We start from the raw sequence: 16,108 nt of genomic DNA, 5'->3' as shown, positions 1-16,108 counted from the left end.
GACCCCGGCCGACCGCCGGGGTCCTTCGCCGTTCTCACAGAGCGGGCCCAGAAAACCCGATACGCCGGTGAGGCATCACTGGTGGCCGGCGGCGGCCATGACCAGGCCGGTGGCCAGCAGCGCCATGCCGTTGACCAGGACCGGGAAACCCGGGCCGGGCAGGACGTACATCAACGCCCCGGCCAGGGTGAGCGGAGCTCCGACGGCCGCCAGCACGGTCCCGATGCGACGTTCAGACATGGGCTGCTCCTGGGTGCTGCTGCGGGTGGGGATCATCAGTTGTCCCTGCCGGTCAGGGATGCGGTCAGGGCGCCGGCGAGGAGGGCCCAGGCGACGGCGGCCCACCCGGCCTGGCTCCAGCCGATGGCCGCCACGACCACGCCTGCGGCTGCGATCGCCCGCCGGCTGGTCGTGAAGGCCCATTGGCGGCGGGCGCTGCCCGGGTGCCGGATCTCTGCGAACGCGGTACGGATGACGAGAGCCGCGACGATGATCACGGGCGCCAGCAGCGATGCCTCGCCGCTGCCCATCCCCGAGCCGAGGAACCAGCAGGCCAACCGACTGCGGCGTGGCAGCCGAGGCGGTCGGCCCACCGGCTTCGACGAGGCCCACTATGCCCGCAGGAACGAAGTGGAACGGCTGATCGGGAAGTTGAAGATCAACCGGGCGGTTGCCACAAGGTTCGACAAGCGGGCTTATGTCTTTCACGGCACCGTGACCGTTGCCGCCATTCGCCTGCGGCTTCGTGCATGACCGTCAGACAGCACCTAGCCGCCGGTGAGCACCTGGTCGCGCCGAGCGTGTCCGGCGAGTCGCTACGACCCATCGGACAGCACACCTAGAGCGTTCTCCCTGTTCAGGAAAGCATGAGACACCCCGCTCCACCGCGAGGCGGGGCATCACTTGGCATTTGGGAGGACCGTGGCGCGGCCGACGCTCATGTAGGTGAAGCCGGCAGAGGCCATCGCGTGGGGGTCGAGGACGTTCCGGCCGTCGAAGAGGAGCCGGCGGCGCATGCAGCGGCCCGCTGCGGACCAGTCGACGGTCTTGAGTTCCGGCCACTCCGTCACCACAGGCTTCCTTCGGGATGCGGGAGGACAGCTTGCCTGCAGCGAACCACGGGTGGAGCGTTGGACCGTGTCAGCGATGGCGCGGGCCCGGTCGGCGGCGCCCTTCATCGGGACGCTGCCGCCCTCGCAGAAGTCCTTCTGCACATCGACGAGGATCAGAGCACGGCGCACAGCGCAATTCTCCCTCCGCCTCCAGCGCAACGCCATCGGCCTCCTCAGCCACGCCCTCCGCAACCCCGCCGACATCACCGCCGTGCCCGACGACGGCGACGAACCACCGCTCTGCGCAGTCCCCGTCCGCTGACGTTGCCGTCAACTGCTGCCGTCACCCCACCCAGACGTCCCGTCAGACAATGCCTGGCGGGACGTCAAATTCACTTGCGCACATACCAACAATCCGGAATCAGCAAGTGACAAACTCAACGCGAAATTCACGCATCACTCCCGCGACCGAATCCAGAAAGGCTCTGTCCAGAATCTCTTGAGACGCCTGAAAGTTTCGCCAAACAATCCTCTCCGGAGGCCCCTCGCCAAAACTCGAAGAAATACAGTCCGCAAGAGCGTCAAGATTCGACCCAAAGTATCCGCCCGGACCATTGACTGCCTCGCCCAATGCGCAGAAGAATCCCGACTTTGTAGAGATATGCGCACCGTCCAAATAGGCGACGTCATCCACTCCGTAGCGGGCTGCCCTACGATTCGAAGTAAACCACGAATTCTGAACAACGTGCAGCCACGCACTCTGATAACTCACCGGCCATCGAAGCCATTCCCCCTTCTCCAGGGTGATTCCCGATGCCCAACGTCGCCAAATCTTCTCCGCTTCAGGATATTCGCAGCGATTACCAAAGAACTGGTACGCGACTCGTGAAATATATCCGCCTGACACCTCTACGCCCGTATCGCCGAGCACAACCCGTCCAATGAAGTACTCGCCAACCTTCTCCCGTTGACGATTCATGACCTCCAGCACTGTATCCTCGGCCCTTCGTCTACCCCTTTCGAACTCGTGAACTCTCTGGAAGGCCACTTCCGAGAACTCTTCTTCTGGGGCGACAAAAAAACCCTCTACCCCTTCGGCCGCAACGAGTACAGCCCCAGACCCTTCATCCACTACCACATACAACGGAAAATCCACCGCAACCGTCACAGGCACTTCGCCAGGCATATCCCATCCCCAAACCGGAAACTGGTGCAGCGAAGAACGATCGGTCGCTGCACCAGTTAACCAATAAAGCTACTGATTCCACCCCGAGTCAGGGAAGTGGGGTGCACTGAAGCGTTGAATCTTCGTGTAATGCGTGGACGTCCAGCCGTACACCTTAACGCCGTTCGACAACTCCTTTTCCAGGATTCTGTCACTTTCCGGCCTACCAGGCACCCGGTACTCCTTAGAACCTGCCCACCACGAATGCTCATGGCCTGAATAGGTGTCGTGCGACGGAATCCGTCCCGCCTTCACGTCATCGTAGGCCGAAGCGATTTTGTTATTCATCCCCCTGGGCAGGGGGTCCGACAGATTCCCGCAGTTGCTGTTGTGAACGAGGACCGATGTGTCGCCCGCCAAAACATAGTACGTGTGCAGGTCGGCGACCGTCAGGTTGTGGACGCGCTGCCGGGACGTGGTCCACGACTTCGTCGCGTCGATCCGTGCCTGGCTTCCGGCGTCGGTCAGCAGCCGTTCACCCGGCTTGAGTTGCTCGGCATCGAGCCAGGCATACCTGCCGCCCGCCGCCCAGAAGGGGTGCCTGCCGGTGGCGGTCACCGTGCCCGAAGACCGTGCACCGGGGCCGGTGACGGTGACTCGCACGAGATCCTTACGGCCGAAGCCGGTGATGGTCGCCTGAACAGGCTTCGCTGCGGTGCGGCCGGTCCGCGGGTCCGTGGCGATGACCCGGTCGCCGGTGCGGATGTCCTCGATACGCTTGGTCCGGTGACCGGCCATCAGTACGCGGGTGCCGGGGACGAAGCTGTTCTTCTCGCACGGCTTGCCCTTCTTCAGGATCTTGAGCTTGAGAGCACTGAGGGCGAGGCCCTTGAGACAGGAGAGTTTCTTCGTCTGGAGGCACTGTTCGATCTCTTCCGCGCCCACATACCAGGCGATCAGGCGGTCGAGGTAGGTGCTGCTCGTGCAGCTCATCCCGCCCGCTCCGTCGGCCGCGCAGACCAGGATCACCTGGCCGGGCTTCAGTCCTCCGCTTCCCAGGAGGCTTCTGCGGTACTCAATCAGCCGCTTGTCGAGGGTCTTGCGCATCTCGCTGTCGGACAGGGGCTTGTTCTTCTCCAGGAGCTCGTCCTGGATTTGCTTCTTCATCTCCGAGAGCAGCAGGTCGGCCGCGGTCTTCATGGCCTCGGTCGAGGCCTTGGCCGCCGCGGTGGCGTCCTTCCCCGCGGCCTGAGCGGAGACGCTCGCCTCGTAGGCGGCAGAGTTGGCTTGCAGGGAGTAGGAGGACGCGATGCCCGCGGAGTGCTCGGCCCGTTCCGCTGAGCGGGTCGCCGCCTGGGCGTCCTTGCGGGCGGACGCCGCGGCGCTGTTGGCCTTCCTGGCGGACTCCGCTGCACTCTTGGCCGACTCGGCGGCCTGGTCGGCGGACTTGTCGGCCTGCTTGGCGTAGGTTTCCGCCTTCTCAGCGGACTTGCGCGCCTTGTCGGCCCACTTGACGGCCTCTGTGGCCTCGTCGCGGGCGTCGGCGGCGACGCGCTGTGCCTGGGCGGCGTCCTTGTGGGCGAGCGCCGCGGACCGGTCCGCCCCCGCCAACAGGATGTCGATCTCAGCGGTGTGGGCAGCGGTATTGGCGTCGCGCTGCCGCGCCCGGTGGAGCCCGATCTGCAGGAAGTCGTGCAGCTCGGACGGCGGAGCCGACAGCGCCGCCTGGGCCGCTGCCTTGACCTCGGAGCCGCCGGCCTCCATGGCCTGGGAGACCGCGACCCTTTCGTCCTCCTCCCGCGCCTTGTACTGCCCGGTCTCCAGGAACTGGTGCAGGTCGGCGGCGGTGCCGTCCAGGGCCTTGTTGGCCGCGGCCTTCACCCCCGGGCCGCCCGCCTCCATGATCCGGGAGACCGCGATACGGTCGTCGTGCTCCTTGCCCGGGTAGGCCCGGGTGCGCAGGAACTCCCGCACCTGGTCGGCCGGCTTGTCCAGCACAGCCAGAGCGGCCGCCTGCTGCGCCGGGCTGTCGCTCGTGGCGGCGATGTGCCCCGCGCTGGCCCGGTCGTCCTGCTCGGTGGCCACTGTCAGCCCCGCGCGTACGAACTCGACCACTTCCGCGTCGGTCCCCATCAAGGCCTGCTCAGCAGCCTCAACAACCCATGGGCCGCCGCTGGAGGCGAGGTTGACCGCGAGCTGCCGCCCCTTGGCCGCGGTGACCTGGGGGTCGGACGCCGCGGTGGCCTCCTCGCGAATTTGCTGGGTCGCGGTGTTGAACTGCTGGACCCGCCCGGCCTGCCACTGGGCGGCGGCGACGCTCGAGTCGTGCTCCTTCTTGGTCTCCTCGGCGGCGAGGACGTTCTCCTCCTGCTGCTCGGTCAGCCGCTCGGCGTCGGCCTTGCGGGCCAGTTCGGCCACGGTCCTGGCCTGACCTGCTGCCGTTTGCGCGTCGTTGGCGGCCTTCGTGGCGGCGTCCGCCGCGGCCGTGGACTCCTTGGCCGCGTCCACCGCCTGACCCGCCTCGTCCGCGGCCTTGTCCGCCGCCTTCGCCGCGGCCTCGGCATGCTTCGCTGCGTCGTTGGCGGCGTTGCGCGACTGCCGCGCGGCCACCGCGGCCTGACGGGCATTGGTCTGCGCCGCCTCAGCCGCACGCGTGGCCTGGCCCGCCAGCCGCCGGGCCCGGGCAGCCGCCGCCTTCGCCTCGGCCTCCTTCGCACCGGCCTCACCGGCCCAGCGCCCCGCCTCGGCGGCCGAGGTGGCCGCCGCGGCCGCATTGGCGCCCGCACTGGCCGCGGCACCCGCCGCCTTCGCCGCGTTGTCCGCGGCAATACCGGCCTGATCAGCGGCGTCCGCCGCCTTCTTCGCCCCGGCCGCCGCATCACGCGCCTTCTGCGCCGCCAGCCGGGCCTCCTTGGCCCTGGACGCATCACCGGCCGCCGCCGCGGCAGCCGACCGGGCCGAGGACGCCGCGCTCCCCGCCCGGCCGGCGGCATACGCCGCCTGCGCGGCAGCCGTCGCGGCCACCCGTGCCACCCGGTTCGCCGCAGCAGCCGCCGACACCGCAGTACGCGCCGCCTGCGCCGCCCGGTCGGCCGCAGCAGCCGCCCGCGACGCCGCTGCCGCCGCCTTATGAGCCGACGACTTGGCCCCCTCCGCCTCCTTCGCCGCGACCTGTGCCGCCTCCTTGGCCCGCTGCGTCGCCTTCTCTGCCTTGGCCGCCTCCTCCTTGGCCTCCTCGGTCAGCTCCTTGGCCTTCTTCTGCGCCCGGTCAGCAAGTGCGGCCAACTGCGAGACAGTCAGGGCCTCCTGATCCCGCGCGGCAGCGACCTGCCACCCCTCGTCCAGGAACTCCTGCACATCCTCCGGAGAACCATCGAGAGCCTGCTGCGCGACGTTCTTCACATTCGGGCCACCCGCGGTCATCAACTGAGCGACCTGAACCCGGTTGTCCTCCTCCCGCGCCCGGAACTGCCCGTCATCGATGAACCGGCGCCACTCGTCGGCCGACCCGTTCAACGCCTTGCCGGCCGCCTCCTTCACACCCCGCCCACCGGCGGCCATGACTTGTGACACCTCGACGCGCAGATCGGCGTCATAGGGCTCAACGAGCCCGCCGTTCAGGAACGCCTGCAACTCCTGGACTCCGCCGTCCAGCGCCTTGTTCGCGGCCTCCCGCACGCCCGGCCCGCCTATGGCCATGACCTGCGCCACCTGAACCCGCAGGTCGTCTTCCTTGACCGACGGCAGTTCCTTTTGCATGAACGTGTCGACGTTCTGGTCCGGCCCCAGCAGGACGGCCTCGGCCGCCTTGCGTACCCCCGGGCCGCCGGTCCGCCATTCCTGGAGAACGTCGGATCTGTCATACGCCGGCGGCGCCTCATCAGCCGTGGCGGGACGTAAGTCCGCGCCCGCTATCAGCGCCATGGCCAGCAGCGTCGCCACGACGCCGCGCCGACCGAAGGCGCTCCGTAATCCTGCTACCACAACGCTTCTCCTTGTGAGTGAGTGAACGGTTCTCATGGACAACCGGGCGGTGCGCCTCGGGCGGCACGGCCCGAGGCGCGCCGGGAGTCCGCGTCACCTTTCGGCGCAGTGCGCATCCCGCCACTGGACGAAGTGATCAGCGCGGTTGGTGATCACGCCGTCGACGCCCCATGCCGTCGTGGTCTGCCACTGGGCCTCGGTGTCGACCGTCCAGACGAACACCTCGACACCGGCAGCCCGGAGCTTGTCCACGGCCGCCGGACGAGCCGACAGACCACTGAACTTGACCGCATACGCGCTGAGCGAGAACTGCCGGGCGGTAGCCACGGGATCGGCATCCAGGACCGACCGGAGCAGCGCCACCTTCGTCCGGTGCGGGGAGGCGGACGCGTCCCGCACCACCTGCTCGTCGAAGGACTGGAGCAGCGTGCGGTCGGTCATCTTCGCCTCGGAGACGAGCGCGAGGGCCCGGTCGACCGCAGCGGACGACTGCGGTCCCTTGATCTCCAGGAGGAGCCGGGCCGGCCTGTCCTTGAGCGAGGCCAGCACCTGTTCGAGCGTCGGAACCCGGCCTCCGCCCTTGACCGTCACCCGGGATATCTCCTCGGCGGTGAGCTCGTCGACCCGTCCGGTGCCATCGGTCGTCCGGTCCACGGTCGCGTCGTGCATGATGACCGGCCGGCCGTCCTTGGTGAACTGCACATCGGTCTCGACCCAGTCCGCACCACGGTCGGCCGCGGCCTCCAAGGCGGCCAGCGTATTCTCCGGGGCGATCTCCGGCGCGCCGCGGTGCCCGATGGCATTCACGCGCGAGCAGCCGACCCGGACGGTCTCGTCCCAGATGCGGATGTTGTCGATGGTCCCGGCGAAATATTCCTGGAAGGTGCCCTGGTAGTGGAGGCGGCCGATCTGGAAGGCACCACTGGCCCGCCAGGGGGTGGTGAAGTCGGCTGCGGTCTGGGGCTTGCCGTTGACGAAGAGCTGGATCTTCTTCGTGGCGCTGTCGTAGACGCCGGTGAGGTGGGTCCAGACACCGGTCTGGGCGGTGTCGGTGCTGGTGGAGCGGACGATCGTCGTGTTGTCGCTGTCCGTGGTGTGCCGGTTGAAGACCCACTTGTCGTAGGCCTTCGAGTAGTAGAGCTGGAACCCGCTGGCGTGGTTGCCGGCCTGAGAAAGGAACGTGCGGTTCCTGTCCTTGGCGTCAAGCTTGACCCATGCGGATACGGAGAAGGACTTGGTGGTGTCTGTGACGGGTCCGGCGGTGGCCGCGTAGGCGGTGGTGCCGTTCAGTTTCAGAGCGGTGCCGACCTTGCCGGCTGCGCCGAGCTGAGCGCCGCCTCCGGCGAGGGTGGCGACGGGGCCGGCGCCCATGCCTCCGCTGACCTGGGTCGCCCCCGCGCTTTCGTCCAGCGGGAAGGAGGCCAGTTCCTGCAGGTGCTCGGGGAGGCGGCCGGTGGAGAGCGCCGTGGCGTCGGCCTGTGTCACCGGCGACTGCACCGTGCGTATCTCATCGATCGCACCGGCGGCATTCTCCTTCCAGGCGCCGTGCGAGCGCAGCCGGCCGATCTGAAGACCGCCGATGGCCCGCCACACGGGGGCGGCCTGCACCGACTGTTGGAGCCGACCGTTCACGAACAGCGACAGCGAGCGCTTGTCCGCGTCATAGGAACCGGTCAGATGGGTCCACTCATCCGGCTGCGCCGCCTCCCTGCTCACTGCGCGCACGAGGTCCGGGGCGTCGGTGTCGGCGGTGTGCTGATTGAAGACCCACTTGTCGTAAGCCTTCGAGTAGTAGAGCTGGAATCCGCTGGCGTGGTTGCCGGCCTGGGAGAGGAACGTCTGGTTCTTGTCTTTGTTGTCGAGCTTGACCCATGCGGCTATGGCGAAGGATTTGGTGGTGTCGATGAGGGGTCCGGCGGTGGCCGCGTAGGCAGTGGTGCCGTTGAGCTTGAGTGCGGTGCCGACCTTGCCGACCGCCCCCGGCTCGGCTCCACCGACCAGCTCCGCTGTGAACTCCCGCGCCACACCGCCCAGCACCCGCCGCGAACCCGCGCCCTCGTCCAGGGAAAAGGCCGCGTCCTCGGCCACGCCGGCCGACCGGGCGGAGGGGATCCGCCCTGCCGGTGAAGCCGCGAGCGGATCGCTCGACGCCATCGCCGGGGCACCGGTGGCCAGTACAGCTGCCACTGTCAAGGGCAGCACTAATCCGCTGTGAAGTCTCAATTCTGATCCTTGTTCATCAAGCGATGGCGCATACGGAGAGCGCGTCTCCGTGCCTGCGGAAACCGGGGCCCGGACCGGTGCGAATATCCGGACGAGGCCCCGGTGGGGAATGACGTGGGATTCCGCTAATTCTTGCTCTGAATCCCGTCGTTGAAGATCTCGTCCACGCCGATGGCCCGATCCCAGATGCGGATGTTGTCGATGGTCCCGGCGAAATATTCCTGGAAGGTGCCCTGGTAGTGGAGGCGGCCGATCTGGAAGGCACCACTGGCCCGCCAGGGGGTGGTGAAGTCGGCTGCCGCCTGGGGCTTGCCATTGACGAAGAGCTGGACCCTCTTCGCGGCACCGTCATAGACACCGGTCAGGTGGGTCCAGACCCCGGTCTGCGCGACGTCCGTACTGATGGACCGAGCAATAGTGGTGTCGTCAGTGTCCGCGGTGTGCCGGTTGAAGACCCACTTGTCATAGTTCTTCGAGTAGTACAGCTGGAAACCACTGGCACGACTACCCGCCTGAGACAGGAACGTGCGGTTCTTGTCCTTGGCATCGAGCTTCACCCATGCGGAAATGGCAAACGACTTGGTGGTGTCGATGACAGGCCCGGCGGTGGCCGCATAGGCGGAGGTACCGTTCAGCTTCAGGGCGGTGCCGACCTTGCCGGGTACGCCCATCTGGGCGCCGCCTCCAGCCACCGTGGCGACGGGGCCGGCGCCCATGCCTCCGCTGACGTGCGTCGCCCCCGCGCTTTCATCCAGCGGGAAGGAAGCCAATTCCTGCAAGTGCGCGGGGAACTGTCCGGTGGAGAGCGCCGTGGCGTCAGCCTGTGTCACAGCAGACTGCACCGTGCGAACCTCATCGATCGCGCCGGCCGCATTCTCCTGCCAGGTGTTCTGCCACCGCAGGCGGCCGATCTGGAAGGCACCACTGGCTCGCCAGGGGGTGGTGAAGTCGGCTGCCGCCTGGGGCTTGCCATTGACGAAGAGCTGGATCTTCTTCGCGGCACCGTCATAGACACCGGTCAGGTGGGTCCAGACCCCGGTCTGCGCGGCGTCCGTACTGATGGACCGAGCAATAGTGGTGTCGTCAGTGTCCGCGGTGTGCCGGTTGAAGACCCACTCGTCATAGTTCTTCGAGTAGTACAGCTGGAAACCACTGGCACGATTACCCGCCTGAGACACGAACGTCTGGTTCTTGTCTTTGTTATCGAGCTTGACCCATGCGGATATAGCGAAGGATTTGGTGGTGTCGATGACGGGTCCGGCGGTGGCCGCGTAGGCGGAGGTACCGTTCAGTTTCAGGGCGGTGCCGACCTTGCCGATCGCCCCCGGCTCGGCTCCACCGACCAGCTCCGCCGTGAACTCCCGCGCCACACCGCCCAGCACCCGCCGCGAACCCGCGCCCTCATCCAGAGGGAAGGCGGCCTTGCCGTTGAAGGCACTGCCCGTGAGCCACGAGACGATGTTGTCGGTACGCGCAGCGGTGGAGCCGTCACCGTCTCCGGACTGGCCCAGGCAGCCGGCGTGGGCCGCGAGACTCTGGACCGCCGTGATGCGCCCGTTCCCGTCGAGGACCGGCCCCCCGGCATCGCCCTTGCAGATTCTGCCGCCCGTCAGCGCAATGGTGGTGTCCGTGGCGCTGCTCCGGGTCACGTTGCCGCTGTGCGGACCGGCGGGCACCCACGCCGTGCCGGTGCGCCCGTATCCGGCCGCGACCAGCGCCGCCCCGTCGCCGGGAGAGCTGCCCGCGACCCTGGCAGGAGCGATGTCGGTCAGCGGAGCGGCCAACCGGGCCAGCAGCACGTCACGGTCGTCGCGCGGCACCACGTAGTTGATCCTCACCGGTGCCTTGCCCGCGAAAGCGGCCGTCGCTTCACGCGGCGGCGCGCCCGCAGGCACCGGCTTGGCCGGGTCATCGGAGAAGCAGCTCGCCGCCGTGAGAACCCAGGTCCGGTCGACGAGGGCGCCACTACAACCCTTGCCCCCCTGCTGCCCGGGCCGGCCCACGGTCACCCGGGCCAGCCACGGGCGAGCGGAGTCTCCGGTCACCACGGGCGTCTTGCCCTCACCCACGCTGAGTTCCAGCACGGTGGAATCGAGAGCGGGGTCGAGCCCCTCGCCCAGCGACTTCCAGGCACCGGGTTCGAGGGCGACTTCCTCGACCTTGCTCTCGTTGGTGGCGGGATTCTCCGTCCGCACCGTCGCCGTAACGCCTTCCCGGCTGTCGGACTTGGCCAGGTAGGAGCGCTTGATCTCCAGAGCCAGGTACCCCACCGGCCCGGAGACCGCGAAACACGCGTCGCCGCTGGTACGGCTGTTGACCCGCACCAGATCGCTGCCACCGGAGGCACAGTCGACGAGAGTGATGTGGCCGTCTCCTGAGACCAGCTTCAAACCCTTCTCCGCGAGCAGCTTGTCCCGGTCGGGGTAAGCGAAATCCTCCACCAGAGAATCCGATCCATCACCAGGCGCCGCCGACGACACTCCGGCCATGGGGCCTGTGCCCCAGGCGGTCACCGCGGTCAGCACGGCCAATGTCACTGACATCGGCCGCCCCAGCGCAACACGCCACCGCATACGAACTCCCCCCATACATGAATGTCAAAGACCCAGCCATGCGGAACGCCGATGCGATCAGAGATGTCGGTCGGCTCGGTACGCGTCGCGGCAGATCGGGCGCGCGGTTCCGTAGTCATGCCCTGCGGAGATGGTCCCGGCATGGTCAGGTCAATCTATCTTCACTCGACCATCACAACCTTCACAGACGCATCACGGCCAATTTCTGGCACAGATGACCGAAACCGGTACATCGGGCCCTGGGCGAGGTGTGCGGGCGGGAGGCTTCCGCTGGTCGCTGACTGTCGACCGCGCCGAAGGCGACACCCTGCGCCAGCTCGCCGCCGGCTGCGAGAGCACCGACGTGGAGTTCGAGCGGGTGTAAGCCACGCGTCGCGTCCTGCTGGATTCTTTCCGGCTGTTTGCTGGCCCCGAAGCGGAATCACGGGGCCAGCAGCATGGGCAGGGGACGCGTTCGCGGTCCTGAGCGGGACGCAGCGGTGCGCCGCAGGCACGGGCCTGCGGCACACCGTGTGACCGGTGAGCGGCACAGCTCACCGGCCGGTTGAGGGCGATGTCGGTGTCAGAGGCTCCTGCGAACGCGTCGAGCCTCAGGAAGTGGCGGGCGACGGTGAGCCCGAGGATAAGCACGAGATCCCTGTACGTGAGGCGTGCGTACACCCGCGGGGAACGGGCCAGGGGTGAAGCGGGAGATCTGCCTCCCCTCCGATTTCTCACGAGCCAGAACCCAGCGCGCGGGAACATCAACCGGTATACCCGTCCCTGTCCCCGAACGGACCTTTACGGCCAGCTGAAGCCATGACCGTACATACCGTTCGCACGTTGGACTCCCTGCCCGTCCCCGCTATCCGTTGGCGTGTTCCTCGGCGCAAAGCTTGTGGGCCGGTTTCGCGTCGTCGTCGAGAAGGCTGGCGGGTTTCCCGCAGTGCCAGCAAGCCTGCGGTTCGGGCAGGAAGCGGGCGGGGTCACTCCAATCGACTATCCGTTGTCTCGGCACCAGGTTCGACGGCGACGGCTGGGGACGCGCTCGGTCCTGCAAGGCGCGCTGCTTCGGGATGGCCGGGAGGGCGTTGGTCTCGATGGTGATGCCAAGCTCGACGCTGTCGATGCCACGGCGCTGCAGGGGCGCACTGGGAGTCCAGGTCTGATCGCCGAATTGGCAGATGCTGTTGGCATCGTTGCCGGAGAAGTGCAGGTCGTGATCCGCCGGAGTTGGTTCGGGCTCGTCGTATGTGACCCCGTCTTGGTAGTCGGACCACGTGGCGTGGTCGTCGACGGGGACCCACATGAAACTTCCGGTCCGGTGGTCTTTGCGGCTGGGCAGGAAGATGGGCACGACGCTGCCGGTGGCGGCGCCGATAATGGTGCGGCCGACGGTGACGCCGAGCCGATCGCCTCGGTCGCCGGTGTAGCCGCTCACGATTCCGTCGGAGGCGCGTGGGGTCTCCCAGAACAGGTGGCGTTTGCCGCATCCGGTCTTCGACTTGCCGGTCGGGCATGGTCGCACGGCTGCCGCGGTGCAGAGCCACTCGGCGAGGACGCGGAATCCTCCGATGAGGGGGAGGTCGGCGGCGTTGTCGATCTCGCGCCAGGTAACGTCGCGGATCAGCATCCACTGGGCCCGGTCGACGAGATGGAAGGTGTCGTCGTGGGTGATCCAGTTGGATACGAGCCCTGCCTCGGACTGGGCCTTGGCGCGGCGCGGGACCGTGCTGGGGCTTGCGTTATATAACTGGGCCTCGCAGCCGAGGTTGACACCACCGTGACCGTAGATGGTGACGTCGGGGCGGGCGGCCCGGCTCTTCGTGGCCTTCTCCACCGTCGTTCTCAGACCCGCGCTCTGGCCGGTGCGGCCGAGGAACTCCTTCATCGCCTTGTGCCGGTCGCTTTCCTCCTGCGTCATCTCGTGTGCGGTGGGCAGGTGTGCGGCTCGTAATCGCAAGACACCGTCGGGGCCGCGGTGCCGGCGGGCGTACATGTGTGGGCTCTTGACGCCAGACATCTCGGCCTTACATTTGCGGTTCTGGGCCTTCTCCGCGCAGATGAGGAGGTCTCGTCTTCTGGTGGCGACCGGCTGGAGCAGTTCCTCGATCAGGGCGGTCACGCTGATGACGCTGTTCGAGAGTCCAAGGTCCGGCTTATCGAGTTCGAGGACACACTTCAATTCGGAGTGCCACACGCCGTTCGCCACAAATCCCCCTGCCTAGCCGCCAGTTGGGTTTTCACGGTAGAACGCACTACTGACAATTCCCGCTGACCTGCGCATTCATGCCAGGCCGGACGACGTCGACTTGGAGTACCGGAGCGTCAGGAAGGCACTGATTCCAGAACGAGCTACCGACCGATGTGATGGAGGCGGGGCCCAACTGGCCGACGATGTTCGCGCCGTACGACGCGATGGCCCGCGCCAGCGGCGCCGGCCGGGAGGCGTACGGGTGCCATTGGGGATCAATCTGGGTTTGCTCGTTCATCCTGCTTGACTTCAGTTCTGCAGAGTCTGCGACGTGCTCCGCAGGTGCCCAGGACCCCGGCATTGTCGTCCATGGCTAGGCCCTGTCCGGCGGATCATGTGACCGTTCCGATTCGGCTCGCTGGCATGGACATGGCGATGGGGAATCTGACGAACTCGGAATGGGCGCGGCTGCGCCCGCATCTGCCGAAGTCCGGTCAGCGCGGTGGACGTTGGGTCAGCCATCGCAGGGTGATAAACGGGATCCTCTTTCGGCAGCGCACCGGGGTGCCGTGGCGGGATCTGCCTGCGCGTTTCGGCAAGTGGAAGACCGTGTACGAGAGGCACAGACGCTGGTCGGCGGACGGCACGTGGGACAAGGTCTTCGCGGCCGTCCTGGCCGACGCCGACGCGGAGGGCCGTATCGACTGGTCGATGGTGAGCGTGGATTCCACCTCCTGCCGGGCCCACCAGCATGCGGCCGGAGCACGCAGGAGATCCCCGCGGGTGCCGGGAAAAGAACAACGCCCCGGCGGCACCGCCCCGATGAGGGGCTGGGACGCTCCCGGGGCGGCCTGACCTGCAAGATCCACCTTGCCGGGGAAGGCGGACGCCGGCCCCTGGCCCTGCAGATCACTCCGGGCCAGTGGCGTGATGCCCCACAGCTCATCCCTGTCATGGAACGCATCCGGGTCGGCCGACTCGGCGGTGGACGCCCGCGTACCCGGCCGGACCATCTCAGCGGCGATAAGGCGTACTCCTCCCGCCGCAACCGCTGCTACCTGCGACGACGGCAGATCCAGCACACCATCCCCGAGCCGAAGAGCCAGCGGGCCAACCGCAAGCGCCGCGGGAGCCACGGCGGGCGGCCCGCCGGCTTCGACAAGACGATCTACAAGCGCAGGAACGAAGCGGAGCGGACGATCAACGCCCTCAAGAACTTCCGGGCCGCGGCCAGGAGATTCGACAAGCGTGCCTACGTCTTCCAGGGCACCGTGACCGTCGCAGCGATCCGGCTCTGGCTGCGGGCATAGATCCATTATCCAGGTTCGGAGAGGCACCTGTCACCGTTCTCCGGAACGATCTTTGTGCCGGATATGCGCCTTTAGGGTTGCGGTCGACGAGCACAACGCACCGACGTAACCAGGGAGTCGAGAGTGGAGCACGACGTTGCCGCGCTGACGGTGGAACTCAAGGACATCGCCGTGGCAGATCACCAGTCCTCAGTCCGCGCGAACAGCGATGACCCGGCGGAGCAGTTGGCGTGGCGGCGGCTGACCGCACGGCACGGCGACCGACTCGGCGAGATCATGGATGAGTACGGCTGGCCGACGGCAGAAATGGTCGGCGAGAAGGCCGCACGCGCGGCGTGGCTGATTGCCCAGCACGCCGACCGGCAGCTCGACGTCCAGCGGCGCGCCCTCCATCTGATGGAGCAGGCGGTGTCGGCGGGCTCGGCCAGCCCGCGAGAGCTGGCCTTTCTGCGCGACCGCGCGCTGGTCAATGAGGGCCGCAAGCAGGTCTACGGCACTCAGATCGCCGACGTGAAGGACGGGTCACCCGTTCCGTGGCCTTGTGAAGAGCCCGAGCGCATGGACGAACTCCGTGCGGCAGTCGGCATCGAGCCCTTTGACGAGTACATTGCCAAGTTCGCAATGACCTGACAACCAGTCCCCAGTCGCGTCCCGCGAATCATTGACCAAGGCTGACCTGCCGTGGCAATGATCCGCCGGACAGACCCTAGGTACGGCGATGCTGCTGCCCACCGGTCTAGTGCTCGTCATCACCTTCGCCGGTCCGTTCGCCGTACGGCGCGCGAGGAACAAAACGGAAGACGGCGCGAGGACGGACGTGGAGGGGACAGCACGGGACGGTGCTCGAGCGAGCGCGTGACCGGACGATGCCGCTCCTCTTCGCACTCGCTGCCGCCTTGGCACTGTGCGGCTGCCATGGGGCTGCCTGCGACAGGCCAGGACATCGAGGGCCGCTCGTCAAGGACAGGGACGAACTGCCAGGGCCCTCGGCCGCTGACCTGAAGTCTGGTGCGCGACTCAGCATTCACCCGTATAACCCGGACCAGGACGGCGAGCGGCTGCTTGCGGCCTGCGGTCTCGACCACCTCGGCCAGCTCCAACAACGCTACCGGGGACGCCCCTTCGTGAGGGAGGAGCTCTGGGCCGGAAAGATCGCCCGCGCCCTGCGCGCACAACCCGACCGATGAGGAGGAGCTTGCCGATGTGCCGGGCCTGAACTTCATCCAGATCGAGCACACCCTGACTTTGGAGAGCGAACGCTTCCTGCGGGAGCAAACCCCTCAGAGCGAACGTGAAGGACCAGAGGGAGATGTCGGCACGCACACCGCAAGGGCTGTGCTGACCCCGCGGCTGGCCTTCGGGCTACCAACATGGTCGGTTGCTGGCTCGACACCCATGCCGCAGCCAGCATCGGCGGGGCAGCGACGACGAACAGCGTCGGCCTATTGGCGGCCTGCAGGGCGCTGGTGTCGAGGCCGAACGGCGCGGGCAGGTGGAGCGGGACGCCGTAGGGACAGCGGGTGGTGCGTTTCCTCGGCCAGACCAGGGACGGTGATGGGGACCGGTGTTGCAGGGTCGCCGTCGACGAACAGATCGTCCACCTGCCACCCCAGGCCACGAAGGGCATC

11 protein-coding genes and 1 pseudogene are annotated in these 16,108 nt (G+C 67.3%); 4 read left to right on the top strand and 8 right to left on the bottom strand.

Annotated elements, in window-relative coordinates:
- Window positions 1–75 precede the first annotated feature (75 nt).
- The gene (locus tag ACZ45Z_RS03675; protein WP_468355393.1) at window positions 76–240 is read right to left on the bottom strand and encodes a hypothetical protein; all 165 of its coding nucleotides are present in this window, start codon (window positions 238–240) and stop codon (window positions 76–78) included.
- Between the two features lie 35 nt (window positions 241–275).
- Window positions 276–497: a hypothetical protein gene (locus ACZ45Z_RS03670; protein WP_468355390.1), complete on the bottom strand. Its 222-nt coding sequence runs from the start codon at window positions 495–497 to the stop codon at window positions 276–278.
- Window positions 498–528: 31 nt separating this feature from the next.
- Here ACZ45Z_RS03670 and ACZ45Z_RS03665 point away from each other — a divergent pair.
- A pseudogene (locus ACZ45Z_RS03665) lies at window positions 529–753 on the top strand (IS5/IS1182 family transposase); the annotation flags it as partial.
- Window positions 754–899: 146 nt separating this feature from the next.
- Here ACZ45Z_RS03665 and ACZ45Z_RS03660 read toward each other — a convergent pair.
- From ACZ45Z_RS03660 to ACZ45Z_RS03640, 5 genes are all read right to left on the bottom strand, one after another.
- On the bottom strand, window positions 900–1,241 hold the full coding sequence (locus ACZ45Z_RS03660; RefSeq protein WP_468355387.1) for a hypothetical protein: 342 nt from the start codon (window positions 1,239–1,241) through the stop codon (window positions 900–902).
- A gap of 232 nt (window positions 1,242–1,473) precedes the next feature.
- Window positions 1,474–2,238, bottom strand: a complete 765-nt coding sequence (locus tag ACZ45Z_RS03655; RefSeq protein WP_468355384.1) for a barstar family protein — start codon at window positions 2,236–2,238, stop codon at window positions 1,474–1,476.
- A 69-nt stretch (window positions 2,239–2,307) separates the two neighbouring features.
- Complete coding sequence (locus ACZ45Z_RS03650) at window positions 2,308–6,159, bottom strand: polymorphic toxin-type HINT domain-containing protein (protein WP_468355381.1); 3,852 nt, start codon at window positions 6,157–6,159, stop codon at window positions 2,308–2,310.
- Window positions 6,160–6,294: 135 nt separating this feature from the next.
- A complete protein-coding gene (locus ACZ45Z_RS03645; protein WP_468355582.1) occupies window positions 6,295–8,388 on the bottom strand; it encodes a glycerophosphodiester phosphodiesterase family protein in 2,094 nt (697 codons plus the stop codon).
- A 161-nt stretch (window positions 8,389–8,549) separates the two neighbouring features.
- On the bottom strand, window positions 8,550–10,967 hold the full coding sequence (locus tag ACZ45Z_RS03640) for a LamG-like jellyroll fold domain-containing protein (protein WP_468355378.1): 2,418 nt from the start codon (window positions 10,965–10,967) through the stop codon (window positions 8,550–8,552).
- Window positions 10,968–11,211: 244 nt separating this feature from the next.
- Here ACZ45Z_RS03640 and ACZ45Z_RS03635 point away from each other — a divergent pair, with 244 nt between their 5' ends.
- Complete coding sequence (locus ACZ45Z_RS03635; RefSeq protein WP_468355375.1) at window positions 11,212–11,361, top strand: hypothetical protein; 150 nt, start codon at window positions 11,212–11,214, stop codon at window positions 11,359–11,361.
- A 480-nt stretch (window positions 11,362–11,841) separates the two neighbouring features.
- Here the strand turns inward: ACZ45Z_RS03635 and ACZ45Z_RS03630 are convergent, their stop codons facing one another.
- A complete protein-coding gene (locus ACZ45Z_RS03630; RefSeq protein WP_468355372.1) occupies window positions 11,842–13,101 on the bottom strand; it encodes a hypothetical protein in 1,260 nt (419 codons plus the stop codon).
- Between the two features lie 498 nt (window positions 13,102–13,599).
- On the opposite strand from ACZ45Z_RS03630, the gene ACZ45Z_RS03625 reads away from it, so the two are divergent.
- Both ACZ45Z_RS03625 and ACZ45Z_RS03620 read left to right on the top strand, forming a co-directional pair.
- Window positions 13,600–14,480 (top strand): IS5 family transposase gene (locus ACZ45Z_RS03625; protein ID WP_468355579.1). Its coding sequence is split into 2 segments (ribosomal slippage): window positions 13,600–13,960 and window positions 13,960–14,480, totalling 882 coding nucleotides; the frame shifts between segments, so codons are not numbered across the junction.
- Window positions 14,481–14,603: 123 nt separating this feature from the next.
- Window positions 14,604–15,110 (top strand): DUF6624 domain-containing protein, encoded by a 507-nt coding sequence (locus ACZ45Z_RS03620; RefSeq protein WP_468355369.1) that lies wholly within the window; start codon window positions 14,604–14,606, stop codon window positions 15,108–15,110.
- Window positions 15,111–16,108 lie beyond the last annotated feature (998 nt).

The sequence above is a fragment of the Streptomyces sp. NPDC031210 genome (assembly GCF_055570395.1).
The sequence above is the reverse complement of the archived record's forward strand: the minus strand, read 5'-3'. Positions and strand labels throughout refer to the sequence as shown.

What these genes read in the sequence shown, in the direction of transcription:
- ACZ45Z_RS03675 (WP_468355393.1), bottom strand. Translation starts at nt 240, where the DNA reads ATGTCTGAACGTCGCATCGGGACCGTGCTGGCGGCCGTCGGAGCTCCG.
- ACZ45Z_RS03655 (WP_468355384.1), bottom strand. Translation starts at nt 2,238, where the DNA reads ATGCCTGGCGAAGTGCCTGTGACGGTTGCGGTGGATTTTCCGTTGTAT.
- ACZ45Z_RS03640 (WP_468355378.1), bottom strand. Translation starts at nt 10,967, where the DNA reads ATGTCAGTGACATTGGCCGTGCTGACCGCGGTGACCGCCTGGGGCACA.
- ACZ45Z_RS03635 (WP_468355375.1), top strand. Translation starts at nt 11,212, where the DNA reads ATGACCGAAACCGGTACATCGGGCCCTGGGCGAGGTGTGCGGGCGGGA.